General features: G+C 40.0%; 25 protein-coding genes. 2 read left to right on the top strand and 23 right to left on the bottom strand.

The window, feature by feature from the left end:
- Positions 1–7: 7 nt before the first annotated feature.
- The 10 genes from gmk to G7058_RS02210 form a co-directional block, all read right to left on the bottom strand.
- Positions 8–619 carry a guanylate kinase gene (gmk, locus tag G7058_RS02165; protein ID WP_166061998.1) on the bottom strand — a complete coding sequence of 204 codons (612 nt, stop codon included), beginning with the start codon at positions 617–619 and terminating at the stop codon, positions 8–10.
- Between the two features lie 366 nt (positions 620–985).
- Positions 986–1,621 (bottom strand): V-type ATP synthase subunit D, encoded by a 636-nt coding sequence (locus tag G7058_RS02170; RefSeq protein WP_166061999.1) that lies wholly within the window; start codon positions 1,619–1,621, stop codon positions 986–988.
- Between the two features lie 4 nt (positions 1,622–1,625).
- Positions 1,626–3,002 carry a V-type ATP synthase subunit B gene (locus G7058_RS02175; protein WP_166062000.1) on the bottom strand — a complete coding sequence of 459 codons (1,377 nt, stop codon included), beginning with the start codon at positions 3,000–3,002 and terminating at the stop codon, positions 1,626–1,628.
- On the bottom strand, positions 2,995–4,779 hold the full coding sequence (locus tag G7058_RS02180) for a V-type ATP synthase subunit A (RefSeq protein ID WP_166062002.1): 1,785 nt from the start codon (positions 4,777–4,779) through the stop codon (positions 2,995–2,997). The genes G7058_RS02175 and G7058_RS02180 overlap by 8 nt, the downstream gene beginning before the upstream one ends.
- 18 nt (positions 4,780–4,797) lie before the next feature.
- Complete coding sequence (locus tag G7058_RS02185; RefSeq protein WP_166062003.1) at positions 4,798–5,109, bottom strand: V-type ATP synthase subunit F; 312 nt, start codon at positions 5,107–5,109, stop codon at positions 4,798–4,800.
- Positions 5,099–6,106, bottom strand: a complete 1,008-nt coding sequence (locus tag G7058_RS02190; protein ID WP_166062004.1) for a V-type ATPase subunit — start codon at positions 6,104–6,106, stop codon at positions 5,099–5,101. The genes G7058_RS02185 and G7058_RS02190 overlap by 11 nt, the downstream gene beginning before the upstream one ends.
- A 14-nt stretch (positions 6,107–6,120) precedes the next feature.
- Entirely contained in the window at positions 6,121–6,696 is a 576-nt protein-coding gene (locus G7058_RS02195; protein WP_166062005.1) for a hypothetical protein, read from the bottom strand.
- A gap of 28 nt (positions 6,697–6,724) precedes the next feature.
- Positions 6,725–7,201 carry a V-type ATP synthase subunit K gene (locus G7058_RS02200; protein ID WP_373706288.1) on the bottom strand — a complete coding sequence of 159 codons (477 nt, stop codon included), beginning with the start codon at positions 7,199–7,201 and terminating at the stop codon, positions 6,725–6,727.
- Between the two features lie 27 nt (positions 7,202–7,228).
- Positions 7,229–9,193, bottom strand: a complete 1,965-nt coding sequence (locus tag G7058_RS02205) for a V-type ATP synthase subunit I (protein WP_166062007.1) — start codon at positions 9,191–9,193, stop codon at positions 7,229–7,231.
- Entirely contained in the window at positions 9,180–9,500 is a 321-nt protein-coding gene (locus G7058_RS02210; RefSeq protein WP_166062008.1) for a hypothetical protein, read from the bottom strand. Before G7058_RS02210 ends, G7058_RS02205 begins: the two co-directional genes overlap by 14 nt.
- Positions 9,501–9,719: 219 nt before the next feature.
- Here G7058_RS02210 and G7058_RS02215 point away from each other — a divergent pair, with 219 nt between their 5' ends.
- Complete coding sequence (locus tag G7058_RS02215; RefSeq protein WP_166062009.1) at positions 9,720–10,067, top strand: hypothetical protein; 348 nt, start codon at positions 9,720–9,722, stop codon at positions 10,065–10,067.
- A 70-nt stretch (positions 10,068–10,137) separates the two neighbouring features.
- On the opposite strand, the gene cls is transcribed toward G7058_RS02215, so the two are convergent.
- From cls to uvrB, 12 genes are all read right to left on the bottom strand, one after another.
- The gene (cls, locus tag G7058_RS02220) at positions 10,138–11,586 is read right to left on the bottom strand and encodes a cardiolipin synthase (RefSeq protein ID WP_166062010.1); all 1,449 of its coding nucleotides are present in this window, start codon (positions 11,584–11,586) and stop codon (positions 10,138–10,140) included.
- A gap of 62 nt (positions 11,587–11,648) precedes the next feature.
- Positions 11,649–12,203 (bottom strand): energy-coupled thiamine transporter ThiT, encoded by a 555-nt coding sequence (locus G7058_RS02225; protein WP_166062011.1) that lies wholly within the window; start codon positions 12,201–12,203, stop codon positions 11,649–11,651.
- Between the two features lie 15 nt (positions 12,204–12,218).
- Complete coding sequence (locus G7058_RS02230; protein ID WP_166062012.1) at positions 12,219–13,895, bottom strand: ribonuclease J; 1,677 nt, start codon at positions 13,893–13,895, stop codon at positions 12,219–12,221.
- Between the two features lie 274 nt (positions 13,896–14,169).
- Entirely contained in the window at positions 14,170–15,207 is a 1,038-nt protein-coding gene (locus tag G7058_RS02235) for an aspartate-semialdehyde dehydrogenase (protein WP_166062013.1), read from the bottom strand.
- A gap of 149 nt (positions 15,208–15,356) precedes the next feature.
- Positions 15,357–16,745: an oxaloacetate decarboxylase subunit alpha gene (locus tag G7058_RS02240; RefSeq protein WP_166062014.1), complete on the bottom strand. Its 1,389-nt coding sequence runs from the start codon at positions 16,743–16,745 to the stop codon at positions 15,357–15,359.
- 17 nt (positions 16,746–16,762) lie between these two features.
- Positions 16,763–16,903, bottom strand: a complete 141-nt coding sequence (locus G7058_RS02245) for an OadG-related small transporter subunit (protein WP_166062015.1) — start codon at positions 16,901–16,903, stop codon at positions 16,763–16,765.
- A gap of 28 nt (positions 16,904–16,931) precedes the next feature.
- Entirely contained in the window at positions 16,932–17,999 is a 1,068-nt protein-coding gene (locus G7058_RS02250; RefSeq protein ID WP_405002866.1) for a sodium ion-translocating decarboxylase subunit beta, read from the bottom strand.
- Positions 18,000–18,079: 80 nt separating this feature from the next.
- Positions 18,080–18,466: a biotin/lipoyl-containing protein gene (locus G7058_RS02255; RefSeq protein WP_166062017.1), complete on the bottom strand. Its 387-nt coding sequence runs from the start codon at positions 18,464–18,466 to the stop codon at positions 18,080–18,082.
- 21 nt (positions 18,467–18,487) lie between these two features.
- Positions 18,488–18,808, bottom strand: coding sequence for a hypothetical protein (locus G7058_RS02260; RefSeq protein ID WP_166062018.1), 321 nt, complete (start codon positions 18,806–18,808; stop codon positions 18,488–18,490).
- Positions 18,809–18,953: 145 nt separating this feature from the next.
- Entirely contained in the window at positions 18,954–21,059 is a 2,106-nt protein-coding gene (pnp, locus tag G7058_RS02265) for a polyribonucleotide nucleotidyltransferase (protein ID WP_166062019.1), read from the bottom strand.
- 304 nt (positions 21,060–21,363) lie between these two features.
- The gene (rpsO, locus tag G7058_RS02270; protein WP_166062020.1) at positions 21,364–21,633 is read right to left on the bottom strand and encodes a 30S ribosomal protein S15; all 270 of its coding nucleotides are present in this window, start codon (positions 21,631–21,633) and stop codon (positions 21,364–21,366) included.
- A gap of 124 nt (positions 21,634–21,757) precedes the next feature.
- A complete protein-coding gene (uvrB, locus tag G7058_RS02275) occupies positions 21,758–23,746 on the bottom strand; it encodes an excinuclease ABC subunit UvrB (protein ID WP_166062021.1) in 1,989 nt (662 codons plus the stop codon).
- A 209-nt stretch (positions 23,747–23,955) separates the two neighbouring features.
- Between uvrB and rpsT the strand changes: the two genes are divergently transcribed.
- Complete coding sequence (gene rpsT, locus G7058_RS02280) at positions 23,956–24,210, top strand: 30S ribosomal protein S20 (protein ID WP_166062022.1); 255 nt, start codon at positions 23,956–23,958, stop codon at positions 24,208–24,210.
- Between the two features lie 919 nt (positions 24,211–25,129).
- Here rpsT and holA read toward each other — a convergent pair.
- On the bottom strand, positions 25,130–26,152 hold the full coding sequence (holA, locus tag G7058_RS02285) for a DNA polymerase III subunit delta (protein WP_166062023.1): 1,023 nt from the start codon (positions 26,150–26,152) through the stop codon (positions 25,130–25,132).
- Positions 26,153–26,175 lie beyond the last annotated feature (23 nt).

The raw sequence follows: 26,175 nt of genomic DNA on the forward strand, positions 1-26,175 counted from the left end.
AATTGAATCACTCTCCTTGGTTTGGTAATTTTGACTCTAATAGGCGTGAAACTTTTAAGTGTTCACTTTGAATAATTGCTAACACTTTGCTAACAGCATTTTCGACTGTGTCATTTTCGACTGCGTAGTCATAGTACCGCATTAACTCGATTTCTTCAATCGCTTTCTCCATACGTTGGCGGATTACTGGCGATTCATCAGTGCCACGGTTCACGATACGTGCTTCTAATTCATCCATATTAGGTGGCGTTAAGAAGATATACGTGCCTTCCGGCATTCTTTCTTTAACTTGCATTGCACCTTGAACTTCAATTTCCAAGAAGATATCTTTCCCTGCATCAATTGTCTTTTGAACGTAATCAACAGGCGTTCCGTAATAGTTTCCAACATATTCTGTATATTCCAACAGTTGGTCATTCTTAATCATATCTTCAAATTCTTCACGTGTTTTGAAAAAGTAATCTACGCCATCAACTTCTCCTTCACGTCTTTGACGCGTGGTAGCAGAAATGGAGTAAATAAAATCACGTTCTCCTTTAGAAAAAATCGCTTGTCTCACTGTCCCTTTACCCACACCAGAAGGTCCAGATAAAACAATTAATAACCCCTTTTCGGTCATTAGTAACCCACCATCCATCTATATACTTTAATCCATCGGCATTACCGTTTCAGGTACCGCATTATTTCTTATCAGTGTAACACAAACTCTGGCTCATGAAAACAAACGTGATGATTTTTCATTTCATTATCATTTAAGTGACCTTTTCGGCGGGGAGAAAACACTAAATAAGTAGCAGCTCTCAAATAGAATCGACTTTTTCACATTCTACTTGAGAGTTATACTAAAAAGTCTCAAGTAGAAACAAATTTAGACGCATTTACTTGAGACTTTCTTGATTTGAAATCTTAACCGTCCTCAAAAACAGCCCCGCGCTCACTTCACGGATAATCCATGAAGGAATTCGGGGCTGGTTAAAAGCATTCTTTAGGTGGATTGGCCCATGTCTTTGACTTTCATCATACGGACAATGGCGGACCGTTCGTTTTCTTCTAGCTTCATTTGGATATAACGAATAGTTTCTTGCAATTGCGGAATCATTCGATATTCCAATGCGTTCACACGCCGTCTCGTTTTCTCGATTTCATCGGCCATCAATTGGCACGTTTTTTCGATTTCGCTCAACTCAAGTAATTTTGGAAGTACGTCTTCAATCCGTTCAATCGCGTCATCCATTTCACTGCTTGAGTTCAAGTAACCATATTGCACATCGGAAGAAACTTCTGCTTCTTTCACATTAAAGTTCATCTCTGGCACTATGACACTCATAACATTCTTTTCTTGGATACTTAACTCCACGTTTGTTTCAGTCCCTACAAACAACTCTTCAATAAATGATTCATTGATTAAGGATTTTGCGACTACGAACTCTTTCATGGATTCGATTAATTCTGCTTCTACTTCATCTCGTAAGTTGTTGTTCTTCTTAATAAGAATAATGAAGCGACGCATTAATTCGTCTTGTTTATCTTTCAAGAGTTTATGACCACGTGTCGAAAGTTCCAGACGTTCTTTCAAAGATGCCAACTCCATACGGGTTGGCTTGACATTCAATCGTGCCATAGGATCATTCTCCTTTCAGCATGAACTCTTCAATCATGTCATCCTTGATTCGTTTCAATTCAGATTTCGGTAGAATAGATAATAATTCCCAACCTAAATCCAATGATTCTTGAATCGTACGATTGTTGTAGAAACCTTGGTTAATATATTCTTGTTCGAAGCGATTTGTAAATTCTACATAAAGCTTATCTGTTTTAGAAAGCGCTGATTCACCCAAGATAATGGCTAATTCTTTCGCTTCTTTTCCTTTGGCATAAGCTGCAAACAATTGGTTCATCGTTGGCGCATGATCTTTACGTGTCTTACCTTCACCCGTTCCTTTATCTTTCAAGCGTGATAAGGATGGCAAAACGTTAATTGGTGGTTTAATACCCATTCCCTTTAATTCACGTGAAAGGATGATTTGTCCTTCTGTGATATAGCCAGTCAAGTCAGGGATTGGATGTGTAATATCATCTTCTGGCATGGATAAAATTGGAATCTGTGTAACGGATCCTTTTTTACCGACTAGACGACCTGCACGTTCATACAAGGTTGACAAGTTTGTATACAAGTAACCGGGATAACCACGACGACCTGGTACTTCACGACGCGCCGCCGAAATTTCACGTAACGCCTCACAGTAGTTTGTCATATCCGTCATAATAACCAACACATGCATGTCTTTTTCGAATGCCAAATATTCCGCTGTTGTCAAAGCCATTTTAGGCGTTGCGATTCGTTCGATGGCAGGGTCATCCGCTAAGTTAACAAACATAACAGAGCGATCAATTGCACCTGTCTTACGGAAGTCTTCCATAAAGTATTCTGCTTCTTCAAACGTAATACCCATCGCTGCGAAAACCACCGCGAATTTATCGTCATTGTTTAGAACCGTTGCTTGACGGGCGATCTGAGCTGCTAATTCTTTATGCGGCAAACCTGATCCAGAGAATACAGGTAGTTTTTGTCCACGAACCAATGTATTTAAGTGGTCAATTGCGGAAATACCAGTTTGGATAAATTCATCCGGATAATCACGGGCAACCGGATTGATTGCTTGTCCGTTAATATCCAATGATTTTTCCGGAATGATTTCCGGTCCATTATCAATTGCACGGCCCATACCATCAAAAATACGGCCTACCATATCTTCAGAAACATCTAAAGAAAGTGGTTTTCCTTGGAAACGAACCTTTGTCTCTTTAATATTAATACCAGCAGGACCTTCGAAAATTTGTACCATTGCTTTGTCCTCTGAAACTTCCAAAACTTGGCCGGTACGTGTTTCGCCGTTTTGCATTTGAATTTCTACCAATTCATCATACTTAATACCTTGAATACCTTCTACTGCCATTAGAGGACCGACGACTTCGGATACTGTTTTGTATTCTTTAAGCATTTTTCGTCATTCCTCCTTCAGCTAAGATTGTACGCATTGCTTCTGCTAAATCTGTTTTAATTGCTTTAATATCTTCAATGTTTTCTTCTGAAATGTACTTACTACGTGCAATCCGATCACGGATTTCAGCTGTTCCTTCGAAAATTTCTTGGAAATAAGCACCTAATGACATTGCAGCTTTTGCTTCTGCTTCCAGACTTAGAATTAAGTCCAACATCACGTATTGTTTTTCTTGAGATGTGTACGTATCAACATCATCAAAAGCATTTTGTTGCAAGTAGTCTTCACGCAATGATTCCGCCACAGCCATCGTCAAACGGTCGCTTTCAGACAGAGAATCCAAACCAACCAGACGAACAATTTCTTCCAGCTCAGATTCTTTCATCAGGAGGTTCATTGCATGTTGCACTTTTTCTGACCAGTCAGAATGTGTGTGTGCATCCATGTATTCACCAATTTCAGTATTGTAAAGCGAATAAGATGTCAACCAATCAACTGATGGGAAGTGACGGCGTTGCGCCAATGTTGCATCCAATGCCCAGAAGATTTTAACAACACGTAATGTATTTTGAGTAACCGGTTCGGAAGTATCCCCACCAGGTGGTGATACGGCTCCGATTGCTGAAATACTACCTTCACGGCCTTCGCTACCAAGTGTAATCACACGTCCGGCACGCTCATAGTACTCCGCAATTCGGCTACCTAAGTAAGCTGGATAACCTTCATCCCCTGGCATTTCTTCCAGACGCCCTGACATTTCACGCAAAGCTTCCGCCCAACGTGATGTTGAATCAGCCATGATTGCCACGTTATAACCCATGTCACGGAAATACTCTGCAATGGTAATTCCCGTATAGATAGAAGCTTCACGCGCCGCTACCGGCATATTTGATGTATTAGCAATCAAAATTGTCCGTTCCATTAATGATTCACCCGTATTTGGGTCAACCAGTTCCGGGAACTCATTCAATACATCTGTCATTTCATTTCCGCGTTCACCACAACCGACGTAAACTACTAAATCCACGTCTGCGTATTTGGCGATTTGGTGCTGAACAACCGTTTTACCTGCTCCAAATGGTCCTGGAACAGCCGCACTACCACCTTTAGTAATCGGGAAGAACGTATCGATAACACGTTGGCCTGTAGTCAATGGTGTATGTGGATTTAATTTCTTTTGAACGGGGCGACCGCGACGTACCGGCCATTTTTGAACCATTGTAAAATCTTTCGCACCCTTTTCTGTTTCAACTGTGTAAACAGTATCAGTTAACGTATACGTACCACTCGCAATCGCAGTGATTGTTCCTGTGACGCCGTAAGGAACCATGATACGGTGTTCGATTACTTTTGTTTCAGTAACCGTTCCAACGATATCTCCGGGAACCACTTTGTCCCCTACCTTCATCGTTGCTTTAAATTCCCATTGTTTAGTATGGTCCAATGCATCCACATGGACACCACGTACAAGGTAATCACTGTTTGTTTTTTCCATAAACGTGTTTAACGGACGTTGAATCCCGTCGAACATCTGAGATACAATCCCAGGTCCTAACTCTACTGATAAAGCTTCCCCTGTCGTTACGACCGGCTCACCGGGCCCAATACCTGAAGTTTCTTCATAGACTTGAATGGAGGCAACATCTTTACGCATTTCAATGATTTCTCCAACAAGACCTAAGTCTCCTACTTGGCAGATATCTTGAATATTTGCATTTTCCATGCCTTCTGCCATTACTAAAGGACCGGAAACTTTGATAATTCTTCCATTTTTCAAACAAGTTCCCTCCTACTCTTATAAAATATTTTGACCAACCGCTTTTTCTACATTATCTTGAATTCTTTTTTTACCGATTCCCAAAGAACCACTATGATTAGGAATTAAGATTATTGCCGGCGTTAATAGCGCATCGTAACGACGAATTGTGTCAGACATGTCTTTTGCCAACTCTTCCGTCAAATAAATGATGCCGTAATTTTCTTTTGCTAACCGATCGATTGTTTCGCGTGCTTCCGCTGGTTCAGATGTTGCAAATACAGAAAAACCTAATATTTTAAACGGAAGGATGGAATCTTTATCGCCGACAACACCAATATTATGAGCCATAAACTTGTCTCACCCTTTCCCGTAAAATGTCTTCGTTAATTGCGTTATCTTTACCAACCAGTAATAAACGCAAATTCGTTACTTCTGTTTCTTTCGCATACACGTACCCAAGCAAAGGCATCGGACCAAACGCTTCATAAAGGCCACTTGAAACAACATCGTGAATCAAATCAGCTTGCAGCTTGTCCAATTTTAGCGTCTGAACTGTATTCGCGTCAGAACTAATTACTTTTTCCAACTCGGAGCTATATGATTGGCCACCATAGAGTTTTCTGATTACGGCTACCGGACCATTGATTGACTCGTCAATTAATTCCTGTTTACTGATTGAACCTGCTGAAGATAATAATGCGTATAAATGACTGCGCGGCTTATCTTGTTTCCGGCTCCGAACAACCGTCGTTAAGTTGTACATATCAATAATTAAATCGGTGATCCTCGTAATGGTCTCATTATTTAAGCCATCGCTGATTGCGCGTAAATGGCGAAGATAATAAGTGTCCATGTAGACAGTCACCGCTTCGATACGGCCGCTTTCTTCGTAATCTTCCACAACAGACTTCACTGCCTCAGCCATTATCGGATGCGCAGCATTACTTTCCTTGGTTTCGACCAAGTTCCGTAATGATTCGATTGATAATCTTCCGATTGGAATCAGAAGCTCGCTGTGATTTTGCTCTAAGAAACATTCTTTCAACAAAACTTTCAAATTGTGGTAGCTGTAACGAAGTGTAAATAAATCAAGTAATTCAGGCTGTGGTGCAACTTCATATAATTCGCTATACACACGAGCAAGATGCGTTATCAGGAAGCCATTGAAATCCTTATTATGCAGCACTTCTTCCGTGTCGAATTCGTAATCGCTTGTTTTTAGAAAATCGAGAGCGGCTTTTAAAGAGTCTGCTTTAATCAGACGTTCAAAATCCTCTTGTTTAAGCAAACGCAACTCGTACGTGCGAATCAACGTGTTGATTCCTTTGTAATCCGTATCTCTCATCGTTGCTTCACCCCTTATTCATCTTTTTGAAATGCAAGAGAGGCAAGTTTGGGAGTGAAATCCTTCTTAATTTCTGCCACCATTTGATCAAAGAAATAGTTATAATCAATGCCGTCTCGTTCCACAATGAATCCTGCTTTTGCCGGTACTGTTTCTTGAGAGAAAACAGCATCCGGATATTTCGCCGTGAATGCTTCAGTGAAATGATGGGCCGATTTTTCTCCGGCAATCACTGTCACTGCTTTTCCTTCAAATTGTTTTAGTACATTTCCAGCAAAAAGCTGGAATTCAGTTGTAGTCCATTCAGTCATTTTTACAATTGCGCCATTATAAATTTCCTTCATAATGGTCTGTTTTTCTCCTAACAATGCGTTTCGCTTTTTATTCTGTAACGATTGTGTTTGGCGCTCAAAATCAGTCTGAGATCTTTCTTGAATCGCTCTTTTTTGATTTTTTTGATAGTCAACAAATTGAAGGCGACTTGCTTCCAATTTATCATTTAGCTCTTTTTCTTTTGCAGCTAATTTTTTTTGCCCTGCTTCTTTTGTTCGAACCACTATTTGATTCGCTAAAGTTTCTAATTCCTTCATTACAAACCGACCATCCTTTCGTTCGTTTTTATCCGTTAAGAACTAGAAGGAAGGAGATAACAAATCCTAAAATCGCATATGTTTCTACCATCGCTGCATAAATAATACCTTTTGTATTATGTTCTTCGCGTTTAGCCAAGATTTGTAACCCTGCTGTTGCTACACGGCCTTGTGCGATACCAGAAGTTAAGCCAGTAAAAGCAATTGGTAAAGCTGCCATCATCATGTATAATCCGTCTTGAAATGCCATGTCTGGTGACATATTTAGATAAATTAAGAAACCGATAACGAAGCCATATAACCCTTGTGTACCAGGCAAGAGTTGTAAAATCAATGATTTACCAAATTTTTCCGGTTGCTCTTTAATCAGAGCTGTTGCAGCCTCACCTGTCATACCAACACCTTTTGCTGATCCAGCACCTGCGAAAATTACTGCAAAAGCAATCCCCATTGCTGAAAAAATATAACCACCATTGTTTTCCATAAAAAATTGTAACCATGTCATGTTTTCCATAAATCTATTCCTCCATTATTATCCGTTATAGTTATTTTTTAAATCAATATATTCCTCTGAAGTTGTCAATGGCTCCAGTGGTTTTCCGCCACCCTCATAAAATTTACCAAAGAACTCGACAAAGATTAATCTCGCCCCATGAACATATGCGCTTAATAATGAAAGTCCGATATTAACAGTATGCAACAAAACAAAAAGTAAAATACCAATTGTTACGCGTGCTAATGGCGGTAAGAATTCAATAATCATATTGAACGCTAATGCGATGCTCGCTCCTGAAACCCCTAAAGCCATCAAACGAGTATAACTTACGATATCTCCTACATAACCAGTAATACCGTATAAGTTATAGAGTCCAATACCAAATCCGGCCGCCTTATTATTTGCTGCCAATGACGAAGCAATCAAGATTGCAGCTACTCCCCCAATAGCGACACCTTTACCAAGTGTTGCCAAGAATGCATTAGGAAAAACCATGCTAGCAAGAATTAAAATGATTAAGCCAACAAAAATGACAATCCATCCCACACCATCAGATATAGCTCCTAGTACATCTTTATCTCGGAACAATAAATATGCTTTTAAGCCTAATCCCAGAAGTATCTGAATAACACCAAAAATAACTGATAGAAGTAATATAGTGTTAACGTCATCCATAGTAGATAATAACACAACTGGTAATTCAAACCCAAAGAACGATCCATAAATCAAGCCCCATATCATCGTTGGATAGGATAACAAATGAAAGAACATTAAATTCTTCTTCAGACTTTTATCGAGTCGGAAAAACTTTATTGCGATTGCAGTTGCAGCAAAAAGAATTAATCCATATCCTAAGTCTGCTAACATCATCCCAAAAAACACAAGATAGAATGGTGCTAAAAATGGTGTAGGGTCAATTTCATTGTATTTTGGTAAACTATACATAGCCGTAATATTTTCAAACGGACTTATAAACCTATTATTATTCAAAACGGTTGGTACTTTTGCAACCTCATCATCTTGCACATCATCCACGACAAGAGCAAAGTTATCCGAAGTAATGCGCTCTTCTAGAACTTCCCTAATATCATCTACTTTACTTTTTTCCAACCAACCTTCGAGAACAAAAAGATGACGTTCATCGACCAGCATTTTTTTTGCACGAATCCGTTGGAACTTGGCATAAGCTGTTTCTATTAACAGCTTAAGTACCCATTCTTCATTTTGCATTCCTTTAAGCTGATTTTTTAAAACACTTACTTCTTCTAAAATCTGGTTTCGTTCTCTGCTTATCCTCTTCAACTCAATTTCAGGTATATCTTCAAACTCGTAGTTCAACATAGTGAAGTGATTTTCATTCAAAAAATTAACAACTTCATTTTCATCACGCCTATCAAAGGCAACATTTATACCGTACTCTTCTTTTGACTGAAAAACCTCTTCAATAAAAATTAGGGGGTTTTCCTTCATTTCACGAATAAAGGTATCCGCTGTCGTTTGTGGGACTGTACCAGTAAGTATTCGAATAAAAGCTTGGTCAGATGTTCTATTAGGTAGGTGCGTCAATTTTTGCCATTTTGCTAGAAATATCTCGTCCTCACTTAAACTATCAAGTACGCGATCATAATTTTTTAAGTCTTCACGAGCTTTACTAATTGTTCCCGTAATTAAATCTCGATCAACTTTCGCCAACTGTTCGTGCATCTCTTGAATAGTCAACGTCTCTTTAGGGGTACGTAATTTATCCAAGATTTTTTGTTGCGGAAGGTACCCACGTAGGAATAACAAGAGCTCCTGATATTCATTGTAATAACCTTCCCACTCTTTACTCAAAGAATCGAGATTTTCTCTATTAGCAGCTCTCATGGCCGGTACATCTGCATACTCAGCTGAAATATCAATCAGTTCTAAACTTTGGAGACTTTGAATCCCCTCTAAGATAGAATTTTTCTGATTTTGGAATGAAATGAGTTTCAGCTTATTCATTTTAGCTATTGCCATACTGTTTTTTCACCTCTTCAACTACAATATCGACAAGTTCCGTGTATTTTTGTTCATATAAGTGCAATAAGAAGTTTTTCTCTGCTTCCTCTTCAACTCGCAATGATTCATTCAGTTGCTCGAGTTTTTGTTGTTTCTCAGCTTCTTGCTCATTCTTATATCCTTCAATAGCTTCTTCGATGTCATTTTTCATCTCTGTGATTTTGGAATCGGTATTTTCTTCCATTTCAACTATTTTTCGGTCATACATCTCTTCTAACTCACGAGCTTCTTGTTCGATTTTCTTAACTTCCTGGATCATATTCATCTATACCACCTCCATTACAACTTTATCGATTCACATAACGCTCTCATTATAGCCTTATTAAGAAAAGGTATCAAATCGATTGTCTTGGTATTTTCACTGTATTTAAGCCCTAGTAATAGGAAGAAAAATACTTTAAATAATCAGAAATCTTTTTCGCTTGCTTTTTCGAACAGATGTTCTATAATGAATATACACAAACAAACGTTCGGAGGAAACGCTATGGAAAACTACTACACTGAGTATTCTCACCCTACACCGTTAAATACTGGTAACCATTCGTATAATCGTAAAAACAATGCTACATCTGTCAATCCAGTTTTAACTGAGGTTGTAATGCCCTTGTATCAAGTAATCCGCTTTGCCAATCAGGCAGCTGAAAGAAAACAAGCGGTAGTCATAACAGTTGAATATAAACTGGATGATCATACCTATACGCGCTCCACCATGCAAGGTAAGTTCCGTTCAAGCGTAAATAAAAACAAACAAATTACCTTCGAATCTATTAATCGGAAATTTCTTCATTTTTTTAATGTCGAACAAATTCTTTCCATCCAAAATGTAGCATAAAAGACTAATAACTGTAGAAAAAGGCATTTAAATCCGAACTACTGGAGCTAAATGCCTTTTTACATTTTTTCTACAATATCGGCGATAAGAGCCGTGAAAACTGTTGCTTAAATTTACGCCACTTCGATTGTTTCTCGAAATATTCCAAATCTAACTTCCGACTTTTTTTAATGTCTCGTTTAAAATTCATCACTAATTCTTCTGCAATGGTTTCATCATAAATGAATGAATTTATTTCAAAGTTCAAACGGAAGCTGCGCACATCCATATTCGCAGAACCAACTGTTGAAATCTCATCATCGACTACCATCACTTTCGAATGGAAGAAGCCATCTTCATAAATATAGACATTGGCACCCGCTTCTAGGATATCCTTGGCAAAATACTCGGTCGCCCGATAGACAAAAGGATGATCCGGTTTGCAAGGAATCATGATGTTGACCTCCACGCCCGACATAGCCGCCACTTCAATAATTTCATGTACACTCATATCTGGAATAAAGTATGGCGTTTGAATATAAATTGATTTTTTTGCCTGACTAATCATTTTTATGAAGCCCATCTTGATGGCTTGGATGTCATTTTCAGGTCCACTGGCAGCGATTTGCATGGTTGTATCACCCATTTTAGGCGAAATGGGGAAATAACGGTCTTCGTACTTCACCCGTTCCGATTCCGATACTACAGCATTCCAGTCCATGAAGAAACGACTTTGAAGCGTCAATACGGCGTTTCCTTGGATGCGAAGATGTGTATCCCGCCAGTTCCCTAATGGGCCTAAGCCTAAATACTCATCGCCAATATTAAAGCCACCCATATAGGCAATTTTCCCATCCACTACTAAAATCTTACGGTGATTTCGGTAATTCATACGCAAGTTAACAAAGGGAATTCGCGAACCAAAAAACACTTTTGCTTGGCCGCCCAAACTCTCCAATCGATCAAAAAACTTTCGATCATTTCCACGGCACCCCAAGGCATCGTATACCACTAAAACTTCTACTCCTGCAGCTGCACGTTCTTCCAAAGCCTCCATAATACGGTGCCCCAGTGCATCTGAGCGGAACGTATAATAAAGAATATGAATATGTTCCTGTGCATTGCGGATATCATCAATAAAACGGTTAAATTTCTCTTCTCCGTCAGTAATGACCTCCACTTTATTTCCCCGTGTTAAAATGGATTCGTTACTCTCTAACAAGAGGATTGCAGTGGTAACGCGATATTCTTCTTCAGGATCCGCACCGTCAAACTCTTCTTCTTCCAACATTTCTTTTTGGAATTCAGCAAGTTCAGACATCCCCAAACTTTTCTGAGTCTTCAGATCGTAAATGTGGTCAGCTGCCATCTTTTTACCGATAAAGAAGTACATAACAAAGCCGACGACGGGCAGCATCGTTAAAGTCAATAACCAAGCCCAAGTAGCAGTAACATCTCTTTTTTCATGAAACACCGTATAAATTGCTACAATCGTATTTAAGAATACAATGAATGTTATTATTTGACCCCATATATTCATCCGCTTCACTCCAGATTCAAAATAAAAAAGGAGAGGGAATACAAGTCCCTTCCCCTTTTCTTCTAATCATTCAATAATCGTGATTTTTCCTTACGACTTAAAAATCGTGTATCTTTCGGTACAAACAGTTTAGGTGCCACTTTCGCAAGAAGCAATAAAACAATGGCTACTGCTGCACTTGTAAGAGCAAATCCAATCATTTCATTCTCTAATGTTCCCGAAGCAATGAATTGCCAAATGAAGAACAAAAGACTTCCAAAAATCGCTGCTGTTACAATGTTTAAAGCCGCATTCTTAAAGCGTTTGTTATTTAATGTACGCTGTGTATTTTTTGCAAACAAGCCACTCAGACCAATAAAGGCATAAGGTCCAAAGAAAGTAACCAAACTGACAGATAATTCTGTCTCGCCTAGTTGCATCACTAAAATAATGATACCGGCAAGCAAACTTGCAAGCATACCTTGGACAATCCCGCGTCTCAGCGCAAAATATACTAACGGTAATACTGCTAAAGCGAGTGTGTAACCACTGATTTGAATCGAAAAGAATGCCAATAAAACGGCAACGCCTGCTGCCACAAGCATTTCAATCCAACTTTTCAAACTTGTTGAACCCATCTATCTACTCTCCTCTTATTTCTTTGAGTAATTGGAAGCTTCCATAATAATCGGCAAGATAACAGGTCGACGTTTCGTCTCTTCAAAGAGGTAACGGCTAAGCGAATCTCTAATTTCCTGTTTCAAGGTCGCCCATTCAAAATCTTTATTTTTCAGATTATCTTCAACAACTTTACGTGCAATTTCAGCACTGTTCTTGATTAAGTCTTCACTCGCCTTCATGTAGACAAAGCCGCGTGAAATAATTTCTGGACCGGATAAAATCTTTCCTTGTCGACGAGAAATTGTAATAACAGCAACGAAAATACCATTGTCCGCTAATAACTTACGGTCACGTAAAACAATATTACCGATATCTCCAACACCGATTCCATCAATTAAGACATTCCCCGCAGGAACTTGGCCGGCCATACGCATTCTGCCGTCCTTGTATTCAATAACATCTCCCTTACCAGGAATAAAAATGTTCTTGAATGGGACACCAACTTCATTCGCCAACTGTGCATGCGCTGCTTGCAGGCGGTATTCACCTTGGACTGGAATAAAGTATTTCGGTTGTAACAAGTTAATCATTAACTTCAAGTCATTTGGTGTTGCGTGACCTGAAACTTTGAACGCTTCCGAGATTTCTTTAACAGTTGCATCCGCACGATATAACAAGTTTTTCGTCTTCGCAACGATTTTTTCCATTGAAATAGAAGGTGTGGTTGTAATGTACACCAAATCGCCTTCGACGATATTGATTTGTTTGTGTTTATTTTTAGCCATACGTTGGAGTGCTTCCATTGGATCACCTGATTGCCCTGTTTCCAGAATAATCAATTCGTCCGGTGCAAACTTATCCAAGTTTTCTTGCGTTACTAACACATCACGTGATGGTAAAACTAACTTACCAAGTTTAATCGCAACATCCACAACTTCGACCAGTTTCGTACCCGTCATGAAAATTTTCCGTTTTGTTTGGTAAGCTGCATCAAAAATCTGTTGTAGACGTAAAATGTTACTTGCGATACAAGCAACGATAACACGTCCATCTGCATTATTAAATGTATCGACCATTTCTTCGGTTACGCGTAAATCACTCACGTTTTCAACCGGAGATTCAGCATCACTTGAATCACTCAATAAGGCCAGAACGCCACCTGAACCAATTTCAGTAATTTTACTGAAGTCTGTTCGGTACATTTCTGATGCACTGTGGTCAAACTTGAAGTCTCCCGTATAAACAACGCTACCTTCTGTCGTCTGAATACAGATACCTACTGAATCTGGAATCGAATGTGTGGTGCGGAAAAATTTAACGACAACATTCTCAAATTCAATTGCTGTCTTTTCATTAATAACATGGAAACCATCGAACTTAGGAGATAAGCCTGTTTCTTTAACTGCCAGCTTCGCCAATTCGATTGTTAATTCCGTACCGAAGATTGGAACATCGATATTTTCTAAGAAATACGGTAATGCTCCTACAGCATCTTCATGACCGTGTGTTAGGAAAACACCCGCAATACGGTTTTTGTTTTCTTCTAAGTACGTGAAGTCAGGGATAACAACATCAATTCCCAATAACTCATTTTCTGGATACAATAATCCACAATCCAGGACAAAAATTAATTCATCCACTTCAACAACATACATATTTTTACCGTTTTCGCGAACGCCGCCTAACGGTACAATATTAATTTTATTCATAAAACACCTCTTCTTTATATCATAAGTAAATGGAAATCTTTTCGCTATTTTTTCAGAAAAACAACCTCTTTAATGCGAGTGTTTTCTGTGAGTTCAAAGGCTTTCATAAGAACATCTCCAGTCCACATACACATTAAAAAGGTTTCACTTCTCAATCACGAAATAGATGGTAAAAATAAACGAACCTTCTAATGGTTTCGTAAGCGATACTCCCTTTCCATCCATTATAACCTATTCGTTGCTAATTTGTAACAATAAGCACGCAAAAAGAGGTTTATACTAGTCCCATTTCAATCATCTTCTCGGCAATTTGGATAGAGTTCCAAGCTGCTCCTTTGGTTAAGTTATCTGATACAACCCACATGTGGAACCCTTTCGGATTGTCGACATCTCTTCTTACTCTCCCCACATATGTTTCTTTTTGATTTACGGCTGTTGTAACCATTGGATACGTTTGAGTAGAAGGGTCATCTTGGAGAACAATACCAGGCGCTTGACTCAGTACTTTGCGAATCGCATCTGCCGTTACATCCTCTTGCTCGATTTCTAGGTAAAGGGATTCTGAATGTCCACTCATTACAGGAATCCGCACACAGGTTGCGGCAATCTTTAAGTCCGGTCGACCCATAATTTTTTTGGTTTCATTCATCATCTTCCATTCTTCAAAGGTATAGCCGTCTTCAGAGAAGAGGTCGATTTGTGGAATTGCATTAAAGGCAATTGGATAATGCTTTTTATCGCCACCGGATGGCAAAATAGTCGCGATTGGTTCTTCACCCGCCAACACTGCTTTTGTTTGATTTTCCAATTCTTCTAAAGCATGTAGCCCTGCGCCGCTTACTGCCTGATAAGTTGAAACAATGACCCGACTTAATCCGAAGGCAGCTTCGATTGGCTTGAGTGCTGCAACCATTTGAATCGTTGAACAGTTGGGATTGGCAATTAAACGTGTGTGATTGCGTAATGCTTCCGGATTCACTTCCGGAACAACTAGAGGTGTTTCTGCATCCATTCTAAAAGCACTGGTATTATCAATCACAATCGCACCTGCGTTACGTGCTGCTCGATGGAATTTCTTAGTAATAGCCCCACCCGCACTAAAAAAAGCAATATCGATACCCGCAAAGGCGGATTCCGTCGTTTCTGCTACCGTTAGTTCTTCCCCTCTGAATAGCACTTTTTTCCCTTTGGAACGTGCAGAAGCCAATACATGCAGTTCATTTATTTCAATTGCTGCATTTTCCAGTAATCGCAGTAACTTTTCTCCTACTGCTCCTGTTACACCTACAATAGCTACATTATATTTTTTCACAGTTCTATCCCTCTATTTCTATTACGTATTTGATTATGACCTATCATAGCACATAAATGAGAAGATTTTAATCTTTATTTAATAATCACAATAAGACCTGCGGGATAAGGCTTACCTTTATCCAACAGGCCTTTTACATAATATTCGCATTAAAAAGTAATAGTCACTTCTTGAATCGGTACGTCATAGAAAGGATCTTTTCGTTTCTTCAAAAAAGGTAAGGCCAAGGACGGAAAGAGTGCGTACATCAATACGTCTTCAGTAGATTCAGCCAGGTCACCTAATTCCTCTGCGAAATCCACCATTTTAGGTTCAAGTAAATCTGCTGGACGAATAGACAATACTTCTTCTCCACCAATAATTTTTTGAGTCATCTCGGCTGATATCGCAACAGGCGGTCGGCCGTATAAGCCTTTAACGTAATCTTTAATTTCTTTCGGAATCATTTTGTACCGTTCACCGCTCAACACGTTCATGACCGCTTGGGTACCTACCATTTGCGATAACGGGGTGACTAAAGGTGGATAGCCCAATTCAGCGCGAACAAGTGGTACTTCTTGCAACACCTTCTCGTATTTATCCTCTTGCTTCGCCTCTTTTAATTGAGACAGCAAGTTAGAAAGCATGCCTCCGGGAACTTGATATAATAATGTATTGGGTTCAACATCCATTACTTTCGGGTTTAAGATGCCATCTGAGCGAAATTTTTCTTTAATCGGACGGAAGTAGTCGGCAACTTCTTTTAAGACAGCAAGGTCCAAGCCACAATCATAGCCCAATTCAGTCAAGGCAATAACAAGGGATTCAGTCGCTGGTTGGCTCGTCCCTCCCGAGAATGGGGAAATAGCTGTATCAATAATATCTGCTCCCGCTTCTACGGCCTTCAAATAGGTCATTTCAGCAATCCCGCTAGTCGTATGAGTATGGACGTGAATCGGAATATCCGTCACCGATTTAATGGCTTTAACCAGTGAATAAGCGTTAGCTGGTGTCAGAATACCCGCCATATCTTTAATGGCAATGGAGTCTGCACCTAAGGCAAGCATTTCTTGAACCATATTTAAATAATAAGCATCCGTATGAATAGCGCTGATTGTATAACAAATACAGGCTTGCGCATGTCCACCATATTTTTTAATGGCCCGCATAGATGCCTCCAGGTTACGCGTATCATTCAAGGCATCAAATACGCGAATAATATCAATACCATTTTCAATCGCTTTCTCAACAAAACTCTCCACGACATCATCGGGATAATGCTTGTAGCCTAATATATTTTGCCCTCTCAATAACATCTGTAGCTTCGTATTTTTTACATGCTTGCGGATAATCCGTAACCTTTCCCATGGATCTTCATCGAGGTAACGTAGCGCACTATCGAATGTCGCACCGCCCCAAACCTCCAAAGCGAAATAACCGGCACGATCCATGGTTTCCAAAATGGGCACCATCTGCTCGGTTGACATGCGCGTTGCAACCAAACTTTGATGGGCATCACGGAGAACAGTATCCACAATTTTAACTTGCGTTGTCGTCATTGCAATCACTTCCTTATCTATTCATCCTCTTTGACAGGGAAAGCTTTCAAAAGCAGTAAACTCACACCATATAAAATAAACAGGACTAGAAAGATTCCTGCCCAACCAAATAAAAGAATTTTAAATGCTTCTATTAAATGCTCCGTATTGATTAACATTGTCTTCTGTCTCCTTTCTCACTCTCATCTACCCTGCAAAATAAGCGAGGATGAGACCGCCGGCAATAACCGAAGCTATTTGGCCGGATACGTTGGCACCAATCGAATAGTTCAAAATAAAATTCTGCGGATCTGCTTCGGTCGCCATCTTTTGGACGACCCGTGCAGACATCGGGAATGCTGAAATTCCGGCCGCTCCAATCATAGGATTTATTTTTTCTTTTCGGAATACATTCAACAATTTCGCAAATAAAACGCCACCAATGGTATCCATAATAAAGGCTACTAATCCGAAGGCAATAATCATCAAGGTTTGAATATTTAAAAATTGTTCTGCAGTCATTTTTACCGAGATGGTTAACCCCAGTAAAATTGAGACCAAATTGACCAGTTCATTTTGCGCTGTTTGGCTCAAGCGATTGAGAACACCACATTCACGTAATAGATTTCCGAACATCAAAAAGCCCACTAAAGGCAGTGAGGCTGGTGCAATAAATCCAGCTACAATCGTGACAATAATAGGGAATAAAATGAGCGTCATCCGTGATACTTGCGATGCTTTATAAGGCATTCGTATTTTCCGTTCCGCCTCTGTTGTGACTAATTTAATAGCAAAGGGCTGAATAATCGGTACTAGGGCCATATACGAATAAGCCGCAACAGTGATGGGACCTAGCAATTCAGGTGCCAGTGCAATTGCAACTAAGATAGAAGTTGGACCGTCTGCAGCACCGATAATTCCAATGGACGCGGCGGCTTCAAGATCAAAGCCAAACAAAACGGCAAGAATGATGGTAAAAAAGATTCCAAATTGTGCGGCAGCTCCGAATAAAAACATAAAAGGATTTTGTAGGAGCGGGCCGAAATCAATCATAGCGCCTATTCCAATGAATATTAATAAGGGAAATAATTCCGTTTCGATCCCAAATTCAAATAAAACGTTTAAGGCACCCTTTACTTCGCTACCAGTTTGGGTAACCAAACCCGAATTGGGGAAATTTACTAAGATAGCACCCAATCCCATCGGAACCAAAAGTGTTGGTTCGTATTCTTTCTTAATGCCCAGATAGATTAAAATGAGGCCAATGATCATCATGACTAATTGTCCAGCAGTGACTGACAATATTCCTTGAACGATTGTATCCACTTTTTTCCTCTCCCTCTGATATTTGGCAATTAAGTGAGATAAACGATTGCTTCGCCAACATTAATGGTGCTGCCTTTAGTAGTAGAAATAGCAGTAATCGTACCACTGCGGGGAGCCACTATCTCATTTTCCATCTTCATGGCTTCCAGAACGGCTACGACTTGATTTTCGACTACCGATTCGCCCACACTCACTCGAATATCCAAGATATTCCCAGGCATCGGTGCTGTAATGGCTTCGCCATTTCCTTGGGCAACTGGTTCTACCGGCGGCGTTAGTGGTTTCGGATCTGCTTTTGGCAAGGGAGCAACTTTCGTAATTGGTTCATGTTGAGGAGTAGACGGCGTTTCAGTTAACTCTTCCATCTCGACCATATATTCTTTATCATTTATATTTACTCGAAATTTTCTTAGCATGATGACGTCCTTCTTTCTCTTTTAGTTTATTCTTTCAATACTCGTAATTTTGAAATGCGAATGAGGATTATTACTTGCCGCAACAGCACCGACGATGGCGCTGACAATTTCTTTCTCCGTATCGATCCCTTCAATATGTTGGACACGGAAATGTTTCCCGCTATAATGCTCGCTGGCTATAACACCTGAAATCAGAGATACCAATTCTTTCTCCTCTTCCGTTACCGGTCGTGTAAAATCAACTCCTTTTTTTATTTTTTCAGTCTGTACGAGCGACAAAACAGGTTCGATTTTCTGAACTTCTTCCTGATTTTTCCTTTTAAACCAGTCAAAAATACTCACTCTGCTCCCTCCTTTATCTACTAATTCAACTTGTAAGCGCTTTACTTTATTATACTCTTTTACAGAAAATAATGTAGTCAATTTGGAATCTTATACATAAAAAGCCTGGAAGCAATGTCGCTTCCAGGCTTTTGTCTATCTATGATTATTCTTGGTCTTCAAGTAACACTTTACGAGAAAGGTTAATACGACCTTGTCTATCGATTTCGATAACTTTCACTTTCACTTTATCGCCAAGTGCTAAGACATCTTCAACTTGCTTGATTCTTTCTTTAGCAATCTCAGAAATGTGAACAAGTCCGTCTTTACTTTTTGTTATTTCAATAAAGGCACCGAATTTCTCAATTCGTCTTACTGTTCCTTCGTAAACTTCGCCGACTTTAACTTCATGTGTCAATTCTTCAATGATTTCTTTTGCACGTTGAATCATTGCTGCATCCGCAGAAGCGATGCTGACATTTCCATCTTGATCGATATCAATTTTAACACCAGTTTCTTCAATAATCTTATTGATAGTGTCTCCACCTTTACCAATAACAACTTTGATTTTATCTGGTTTGATTTGCATCATTTCAATCTTAGGTGCGTATGGTGATAATTCTGCACGTGGTTCAGCAATAACTGTTTCCAAGTGGTCTAGAATTTCGATACGGGCTTTCTTAGCTTGAATTAATGCTTCTTCTAGGATTTGATCAGTGATTCCGTCAATCTTGATATCCATTTGTAGTGCTGTAATTCCGTCGCGTGTACCCGCCACTTTAAAGTCCATGTCTCCCAGGTGGTCTTCCATACCTTGGATATCAGATAAGATTGTGTAATCATCTCCATCTTTAACAAGTCCCATAGCGATTCCGGCTACTGGTGCTTTAATTGGAACACCTGCATCCATCAATGCCAATGTACCTGCACAGATACTTGCTTGTGAGGATGAACCGTTTGATTCTAAAACATCCGCAACAAGACGAATTGTGTATGGGAAGTCTTCTACACTTGGAATAACTTCTTTCAATGCACGTTCACCTAGAGCTCCGTGTCCGATTTCACGACGGCTTGCAGATCCTGCGCGTCCTGTACTACCTACTGAGTATTGTGGGAAGTTGTAATGGTGAATGAAACGTTTGCTCTCTTCAACACCTAGGCCGTCCAAGATTTGGTGCTCGCCCAGCGGTGCCAAAGTTGCGGCAGAGATTGCTTGTGTTTGTCCACGCGTAAACATACCTGAACCATGAACACGTGGCAATAAGCCAACTTCTGAATCAAGGCTACGGATTTCATCCAACTGACGGAAGTCAGGACGGATTTTGTCTACTGTAATCAAACGACGTACTTGTTCTTTTTCAATTTCGTCTGAAATTTGTGTAATATCTTTGATAATATCTACAAAATTTTCAGCTTCCATATATTTTTCAGTGAAGTAATCGATAATTTCAGCTTTAACTGCATCGATATTTTCGTAACGTTCTAATTTATCTTTCGTTAGAATCGCATCTTTCATTTTTGCACTGAAGTTTTCGTTCGCTTCAGCTTCAAGTTCTGAATCGTGTGCTAATAATTTAACGGCCATCTTTTCTTTACCGATTTCAGCTACGATCATTTCTTGGAATTCACAAAGTTCTTTAACATTTTTGTGTCCGAATAATAGTGCTGCTAACATGTCTGCTTCGCCAACAACTTTAGCACTACTTTCAACCATGTTGATAGCTTCTTTCGTACCAGCTACTGTTAATTCAATGTCTGATTCTTCCATTTGTGCCGGTGTTGGGTTAAGAATTAATTCTCCGTTTACACGACCCACGTTTACACCTGCAATTGGTCCGCTGAATGGAATGTCCGAAATAGACAATGCCAATGAGGAACCGAACATTGCTGCCATTTCTGGCGTACAGTCTTGTTCTACAGACAAGATTGTGTTTGTAATTTGTACTTCGTTACGGAAACCTTCCGCAAACATTGGACGAATTGGGCGGTCAATCATACGTGCTGTTAATGTCGCGTGCTCGCTCGGACGACCTTCACGTTTAATAAAGCCACCAGGGATTTTACCCACTGCGTACATTTTTTCTTCATAATTCACTGTTAATGGGAAAAAGTTTGTATCTTTTGGTTCTTTACTTCCAACCGCTGCAGTTAATACAACTGTATCACCGTAGCGTACTAGAACCGCACCATTTGCTTGTTTGGCTACTTGGCCAATTTCCACTTGTAATGGACGGCCTGCCCATTCCATTTGGAATACTTTCTTTTCTGTCATGCGTATAATCCCCTTTTAGTTTACTTTCCTAATTGCTGACTACTTAACAAACGTCAAAGCTTCATGTGCAAAGCTCTCACGTTTGTAAAGTAGTGCCAAGCATAGGAAGTCATAATCTATTATAGCTTAAACAATGTTGTTTTACACGAAAAATTATCTTTCCTTAAAAAAGTCTCCACAACTCTTTTCGGATAGGCTGGCTTTGTACAGACTATCACTAAAAGTCTGTATAAACTTCTCAGCGGAAATATTTTTTATATAAAAAAATGGAACCTCATATGAGATTCCATTTCAATAGTTATGATTAACGACGTAGACCTAAACGTTGGATTAGTTCGCGGTAGCGAGGAACGTCTTTGTTACGCAAGTATGCTAACAAGTTACGACGGTGTCCAACTTTTTTCATCAAACCACGGTATGAGTGGTGGTCTTTCTTGTGCGTACGTGCATGTTCGTTCAAGTGATTGATTTCTTCAGTTAGTACAGCGATTTGTACTTCTGGGGAACCAGTATCTCCTTCGTGAATAGCGTATGCTTTGATGATTTCGTTTTTACGTTCTTTTGAAATTGCCATTCTTTTCACCTCTTCTATAGTAGTCCTTATTCTGAGTAAAGCGTTGGTGATTCGCAGAACCAAGAAAAAGGTATGTCATTTAGACTTAAGTTATATTACCTTAACTTTTTAAGAATTGCAAGCATTATAATCCTTTATATTCAGATTTTAACTCCAAGATAATGTCACGTAGTTCCCCGGCTTTTTCAAAGTTCAATTCCTTGGCCGCTTGACGCATTTCCATATCAATCTGATCAAGAAGCTCACGTCTTTGTTCACGGTTCATCGCTTTAAAGATTTCATACGTGCTGCCTGTTTCAGGAACATTTTCCGGCGTATGCGATATAGCAATTAACCCCCGTACTTCTTTAATAATTGTCGTTGGTGTGATGCCGTGTTCCTTATTATAGGCTTCTTGAATACTACGACGGCGGCTCGTTTCGTCAATCGCTTTCTGCATGGAGTCCGTTATCCGTTCAGCATACATAATAACGCGTCCCTGCTCATTACGTGCGGCACGTCCGATTGTCTGAATCAAGGCACGTTCGCTTCGCAAGAATCCTTCCTTATCTGCATCCAATATGGCAACCAGAGAAACTTCAGGCACATCCAGCCCTTCCCGCAGCAAGTTGATTCCGATTAAAACATCAAATTCTCCAAGACGCAGGTCACGGATTATTTCAGTCCGTTCCAAGGTCTTAATATCACTGTGCAAGTATTTTACTTTGATACCGACCTCTTTTAGATACTCAGATAAATCTTCCGACATTTTCTTCGTCAGTGTCGTTATAAAGACCCGTTCATTTCTTTCAGAACGTATATTAATTTCACTGATTAAATCGTCAATCTGCCCTTTAATAGAGCGTATTTCGATAATCGGATCCAACAAACCAGTTGGTCGAATAATTTGTTGCGCAATATGATCGGTTCTTTCATATTCATAAGGCCCCGGCGTTGCGGAAATATAAATAATTTGATTTACATGGCCTTCAAACTCTTCTAGACGGAGCGGTCGGTTGTCCAATGCAGACGGTAACCGGAAGCCGTGATCGATTAATTGTTGTTTACGTGCCTTATCACCGTTATACATCCCGCGAATTTGGGGCATCGTCATATGTGACTCATCCACTACAATTAAAAAGTCATCGGGGAAAAAATCTAACAACGTGTATGGGGCTTCTCCGGGCTTACGACCATCCATATGACGTGAATAGTTCTCAATCCCGTTACAGTAACCCATTTCCATTAACATTTCCAAATCATAATTCGTCCGTTGTTCTAAACGTTGCGCTTCCAACAAGCGGTTATCCGCTCTCAATTCCGCTAGCCTTACTTTCAATTCTGCACGAATCGATTCAACAGCGGTTAAGGTCTGCTCCTCATTCGCCACAAAGTGTGTCGCAGGGAAAATTGGGAAATGATCCACATCGTTTTTAATTTCACCGGTTAATACATCAATTTCACGGATGCGTTCAATTTCATCACCGAAAAATTCGACCCGAATAGCTTCACTGTCACGGGATGCCAAGAAGATTTCGACAACATCACCGCGCACGCGGAAACGACCGCGTTGAAAATCAATATCGTTTCGTTCAAACTGCATATCGACAAGACTTCTTAATAATTCATTTCGTTCCATCGTCATACCTTTACGCAAAGACAAGACATGATCACGGTAATCGAGCGGGTTTACCAACCCATAAATACACGAAACGGATGCAACCACAATCACATCCCTTCGTTCAATTAACGAACTGGTTGCGGAGTGGCGCAATTTATCAATCTCATCGTTGACGCTTGCTTCTTTTTCGATAAATGTGTCACTGGAAGGAACATATGCTTCCGGTTGATAGTAGTCATAGTAACTGACAAAGTATTCGACCGCATTATCAGGAAAAAATTCTTTTAACTCACTGTATAGCTGGCCTGCTAATGTTTTGTTGTGGGCCAACACGAGTGTCGGTTTATTCACTTCCTGAATGACATTTGCAACTGTAAATGTTTTACCTGTACCTGTTGCACCGAGCAGGATTTGTTCTTTGGTATTGGACTCCAAACCTTCCACTAATTGCTTGATGGCAGTTGGTTGGTCCCCGCTTGGTGTGTACTGGGATTCGATTTTAAATTGATTCATATTTTATAATTCTCCTCATAAAGAAAACCATTGTATCTGCTTCATTCATTTTACCACCAGAACATCCATTCGCCAACTTTTCATGCTTAATGAAGACAATTTTTCATATTTTCAGTTTTTATTGCATTAATACTTAAATTTCGGTATAATAGCGGGTGTTGGCAACAATTGTCTGACTAAGCAGAAATACCGAAAGAGGGGTGAACCCAATGCCAAATATCGAATCAGCTATCAAACGCGTTCGCACAAGCGAAAAAGCAAACGTTTTGAATAACACTCAAAAGAGCGCTATGCGTACAGCTATCAAAAAATACGAAACAGCTCTAGCTGAAGGTGCAGATAACAGCGAGGCTCTATTGCAAGATGCAATTAAAGCAATCGACTCTGTAGCTTCTAAAGGACTTATCCATGCAAACAAAGCAGCTCGTGATAAATCACGTCTAGCTAAAAAAATGAGCAAATAATTTTTAATAGAGAAGAGGCCATTGGAAATCCAATGGCCTCTTTTTTGTGATGGGTTCTTCCTTTTTTGTCGTGACCATTTTTTAAGTTATCCGATATGAGACGGAAATGCCCTGCGGTCCGCGGGGGTGCTTTTGTGGAGCCGTGGGACCGCCCGGAGCCTGTAGTCTCCGAGCTTGCAAGCTTCAAACCCACCGTACACGCTGAAGCGCGAACGGTGGGTAATTCACATCGCATCCTTGCTACGGCCACAAGCACCCCGCTGCCCTCCTGCCATTTCCAACAAAGAAGCTTCTGGTTTAAATGGCTTGGTTTTTATCAAGAAAGAGAAGAATGAGACTTTTTCTCCTCTAGATTTTCGCAGTATACTAGAGCCAGAAAAGACAAGCTAGAAACCGTAAGGAGGGCACATGAGCGCCTTGCTTGCCAAGCATTTGGTGCCTGTCCGCCCAAACCGAACGGTCAAACGGAAGCATCCCGTTAATAAGTTCAGATTGTCGTACCATTACACGTATTAGGTTAAGAGAACCGTGATTTTATGGTTGCCTTGTTTTATCATGCCTTTTTTTGTAAAAAACAAAAAAGACCGGAGAAACAGAGCTTATTTGTCAATCCTCTTAAGTTAATGACAATGGATCCGACATCCACTTTGTAATGGTTGTTGCTGCTTTAGCAGCTTACAAACATGATACACTTGGACTTCGGCCCACAGTGCTCCTGAAATAATGCACGGATAGTCTTCGCCCATCCTGTGCTTATTTGCTCCAGTGATACGCGGCTTAACGCCTTTTTTCACAATCTATCTAAACCTGTTCAAAAAAGCAGCCGCAGCATCACTTCACAAATAATGCTCTGACGGCTCAACGCCGTCTTCCGCTTATTTGCTCCAGTGATACGCGGCTTAACGCTTTTTTTCACACTCTATACTTGGGCGTATTGCAGCATAAACAGTTCAAACTGGACTTCTTTTATTCCGTCACCTGTTTTCATTTTTTCTTCGGTTTCGACAAGTCCCAAATAAGCTTGCATCAATCTATCGCCATTCATTTTACGTATTTGCTGATTGGCCAGCTTGATACGGTACGGGTGGATTTTTAATACTTTAGCCATATCGGGTTGTTGATAGCCCTGCTTGGCCAGTAAATATACTTGGATCAAGAGCCGGAACTGACCCAACAAAATGGCATTAATTTTGATTGGTTCTTCTTTTTGCAATAACAAATCACGATAAATACCAATTGCACGTGTGGCATCTTTTTTCATAACATAGGTTACGATTTCGAAAATATTTTGTTCCAAGTTGCGTGGGACCAGATCTTCTACCATTTTTTTGGTAATCATTTTGTCATCTCTGGCAGATAGAAACAGCTTCTCCAATTCATGCACACCAGTAGAGAGGCTATCCTCAATGCGTTCAAAGAAAAATTGAACGGTCTCACGGTCCATTTGATAACCTGCATTGGTAATCATCTGACTCAAAAAGCGGCGACTGGCATCAGCTTCCATGGTTTGAACATCGACTAAAGTTGCATGCTTCTTCAGGAGCTTGCTGACCTTTTTTCGATTATCTAGTTTTTCATAGGGCGCAAAAATGGCTAAGATAGTTGATTCTGAAGGATTTTGCAAGTATGTTTCCAACCACGAGACATCATGCTCCACGTTCCCTTTTGGTTTTTCGCCTGTTAAGAAAGTCGGATTATCGATAATAACTAAACGTCGCTCACCAAAAAATGGCAACGACTCAGCATCTTCCAACGCCGCACCTAATGGAACTTCATCCATATTATATATCCCAACGTTCAAATCTTGATCTTCTTCCGGGATGACGTATTCCAATAAAGTTGCTCTCGCTTCTTCAATAAAATAGGACTCTGTTCCCAGTAATAAATAAATAGGCTTCAATTGCCCTTTTTTAATATTCGCTAGTTCAGTTGCATAACTCATTCTTTCACTTCGCAATCGTCTTT

Origin of the sequence: Jeotgalibaca porci (assembly GCF_011299095.1) — a bacterium.
Taxonomy (GTDB): Bacteria; Bacillota; Bacilli; order Lactobacillales; family Aerococcaceae; genus Jeotgalibaca; species Jeotgalibaca porci.